This is a genomic window from Cyanobium gracile UHCC 0139 (assembly GCF_034931325.1).
Lineage (GTDB): Bacteria > Cyanobacteriota > Cyanobacteriia > PCC-6307 > Cyanobiaceae > Cyanobium > Cyanobium gracile_B.
Genome location: NZ_JAYGHX010000021.1, coordinates 1 through 3,145, shown reverse-complemented (window position 1 = coordinate 3,145; position 3,145 = coordinate 1). Strand labels below are relative to the sequence as shown.

Annotated in this window: 4 protein-coding genes; 2 read left to right on the top strand and 2 right to left on the bottom strand. The window is 70.3% G+C overall.

Features of this window, described 5'->3' with window-relative positions; genetic code table 11:
* Positions 1 to 249: hypothetical protein (locus VB738_RS16410; RefSeq protein ID WP_323306758.1), on the bottom strand; the 249-nt coding region annotated here is incomplete at its 3' end.
* Positions 250 to 410: 161 nt separating this feature from the next.
* Between VB738_RS16410 and VB738_RS16405 the strand changes: the two genes are divergently transcribed.
* Positions 411 to 1,760: a cation:proton antiporter gene (locus VB738_RS16405; RefSeq protein WP_323306757.1), complete on the top strand. Its 1,350-nt coding sequence runs from the start codon at positions 411 to 413 to the stop codon at positions 1,758 to 1,760.
* 19 nt (positions 1,761 to 1,779) lie between these two features.
* Here VB738_RS16405 and VB738_RS16400 read toward each other — a convergent pair whose 3' ends face one another.
* A complete protein-coding gene (locus VB738_RS16400; RefSeq protein WP_323306756.1) occupies positions 1,780 to 2,100 on the bottom strand; it encodes a hypothetical protein in 321 nt (106 codons plus the stop codon).
* 78 nt (positions 2,101 to 2,178) lie between these two features.
* Between VB738_RS16400 and VB738_RS16395 the strand changes: the two genes are divergently transcribed.
* Positions 2,179 to 3,084 (top strand): alpha/beta fold hydrolase, encoded by a 906-nt coding sequence (locus tag VB738_RS16395; RefSeq protein WP_323306755.1) that lies wholly within the window; start codon positions 2,179 to 2,181, stop codon positions 3,082 to 3,084.
* The last annotated feature ends 61 nt before the right edge of the window (positions 3,085 to 3,145 follow it).

Sequence of the window (3,145 nt, the reverse complement as noted above, 5' to 3'; positions counted from 1 at the left end):
CCGCTTGGGGTTGGCGCCGATGGCCTCGATGCCCGCCAGGTAGCGGGTCATCAGCCGGTCACGCACGGCGTAGCTGAGCGCCATGTAGAGGTCGTGGCGGCTGGCGCTGGGGGCCAGCTTGCCGAGTGTGTAAAAGAGGTGTTCGGTCATGCCCTCGAACACGTCCGTCGCCGTCAGGCCGCTGCGATCGGGGTCCGCGAAGCACCCGGGCGTGGGCAGGCTCAGGTTGCGGGGTTGCTGGTCGGTCATGGCGGTCGGCGCGCGGTGGTCCCTCGGGCACAGGTCTTGCCGTGCGTTCTCAGACCGTAGCGGTGGTTGCCATTCCTCCCCCGCGGCCTGTTGGGAGATCAGCAACGGAACACGTGATCAACGCCAACGCCCTTAGCGTCCGTTCGTCACTGTTTCTGTTCATGTCCGCGCCCAGCCTGCTCCTTGAGGTCGGCAACACCCAGATCGAGACGGTGGAAACCCTTCTCCAGGTGGGGCGCTACCTGGTCATCTTTCTGGCGGCCCGGGCCCTGGCCGAGCTGATGGTGCGCCTCGGGCTGCCCACGATCCTCGGGGAACTGGTGGCGGGTGTTCTGATCGGTGTCACCGGTCTGCACCTGATCCTTCCGCCGGCCGTCCATGCCGAGCTCAACCAGGGGATGCTCGCGCTGATCGGCAACTGCGCCGGGGTCAGTCCCGAAGCCGTGGCCACGATCTACGACGAAAGCTTCCCATCCCTGGAGGCCACGGCCAAGCTCGGTCTCTACGCCCTGCTGTTCCTCACGGGCCTGGAGAGCGAACTCGACGAGCTGATGGCCGTGGGCCGGCAGGCCACCACGGTGGCCCTCACCGGTGTGGTGCTGCCCTTCGCCCTCGGCACGGCGGGGCTGGTCCTCCTCTTCCATGTGCCCCTGTTCCCTGCCGTGTTCGCCGGCGCCTCGATGACCGCCACGAGCATCGGCATCACCGCCAGCGTCTTCGGGGAACTCGGGTTCCTCCGCACCCGGGAAGGCCAGACCGTCATCGGTGCCGCCGTGCTCGATGACATCTTCGGCATCGTGATCCTGGCGGTGGTGGTGGCCCTGGCCGCTGACGGGGTGCTCTCCGCCGGTCCGATCCTTCAGCTGGTCTTGGCGGCGGCGGTGTTCGTCGGGGTGGCCCTGTTCCTCAGCCGGAAGGCCGCGCCCGCCTTCGACTGGGTTCTCGACCGGCTCAGGGCGCCCGGCGAGGTGGTGGTGGCTGGCTTCGTGGTGCTGGGCCTGTGCTGTTTCGTTGCCGAGGCGATCGGTCTGGAGGCGGCCCTCGGCGCCTTCGCCGCCGGCCTGATCCTGAGTGCCTCCAAGCACACGGCAGCGATCCAGCAGTCGGTGAAGCCCCTGGTGGCCTTGTTTGCCACCGTGTTCTTCGTGCTGATCGGCAGTTCCCTGGATCTGTCGGTGATGAATCCCCTCAATCCCGATAATCGCGACGGCCTGGTCGTCGCCCTGTTCCTGCTGGTGGTCGCCATCGCCGGCAAGGTGGCCGCCGGCTGGAGCTATCTGAGCAAGGAGAAGACCAACCGGCTGGTGGTGGGCCTGGGGATGATGCCCCGCGGCGAGGTGGGCCTGATCTTCCTGGGCCTGGGCAGCCAGGCCGGCATCCTCTCGGCGCCTCTGGAGGCGGCCATCCTGCTGATGGTGATCGGCACCACGTTCCTGGCACCCCTTCTGCTGCGGCTGGCGCTCAGCGGCGTCGCGGCCCCCGTCGACGGCACCGCCGAGCAGGCCGCCTGATCCCGGCCCTCGGATGGTCTTAGCGGCGGTCGTCGTCCCGCCCGGCCGCCAGGCCGATCGACAGGCCGCCGAGCACGGCGATCAGGCCCAGGCTGCCCGCCCAGCCCGGACCCAGGGCCCAGCTCAGCAGCAGCTCCACCGCCAGGCCCACCGCCAGGGCCAGCAGCAGGCTGCCGCCCACCAGCACCAGCTGCTGGAGCCCCTCCTCCAGGGAAGCCTCGGACAGGACCTGCTCCAGCCGGGCCAGGGGAACGCTCAGCGGCAGATAGAGGGCCAGGGCCCAGAGGGCGATCCCCGGCAGCAGCGGGCTCAGGTCGGAAAGGCTGAAGGCGTCGGACATGGCGGCAGGCGCAGGGGGCAGGGCCGCACGCAGGCCGCGCTTCCTAGCATCGTCCCTCACTGCACCACCGCTGCGTTCATGGCTTCGTCACCCGAGATCCCCTGGTCGTTCCTGGGCCACCGGGTGCATGCCCTGCACGCGGCTCCGGAGCACCCCATCGGGCCGGCGATCCTGCTGGTGCATGGTTTCGGCGCCTCCACCGACCACTGGCGCTTCAACATCCCCGTTCTGGCCCAGACCCATGAGGTCCATGCCATCGATCTGCTCGGCTTCGGCCGCAGCGCCAAGCCGGCCGGTCTCGCCTACGGCGGTGCCCTCTGGCGGGACCAGCTCTGCGCCTACGTGGAGGAGCGGATCGGCCGGCCCACCGTGCTGGTGGGCAACTCCCTCGGCGGCTTCGCCGCCCTCGCCGCCGGGGCCGCCCTCGGCGAGCGGGCCGCCGGCGTGGCCCTGCTCAATGCCGCCGGCCCCTTCAGTGACGAGCAGGCGCCGCCGCAGGGCTGGGGGGCCATCGCCCGCCGCACCATCGGCGCGGCCCTGCTGCGCAGCCCCGTGCTGCAGCGCCTGCTGTTCGAGAACATGCGCCGCCCCGCCACCGTGCGCCGCACCCTGAATCAGGTGTACATCGACCGCACCAACGTCGATGACGCCCTGGTGGAGGCGATCCTGCGGCCCTCCCGCGATCCTGGCGCCTTCGGCGTCTTCCGCACCGTCTTCGACATCCCCCGCGGTCAGCCCCTCGACGAACTGTTCGCCGACCTCAGCGCCCCGCTGCTGCTGCTCTGGGGCATCCGCGACCCCTGGATCAATGCCGCCGGCCGCCGCGCCAGCTTCCAGCGGCATGCGCCCGCCCGCACCACCGAAGTGGTGCTCGAGGCCGGTCACTGCCCCCACGATGAGGTGCCCGACCAGGTGAACCGGGCCCTGCTGGACTGGCTGGCGGGTCTGGTGGCAAGCCCGGTTGCCGCGCTGACCGCCGGCTGAACCCGGCGACGGCCTCCGGTCGGTACATTTCCCTCCACACAGGGGGGCCGGGTTGATCGCC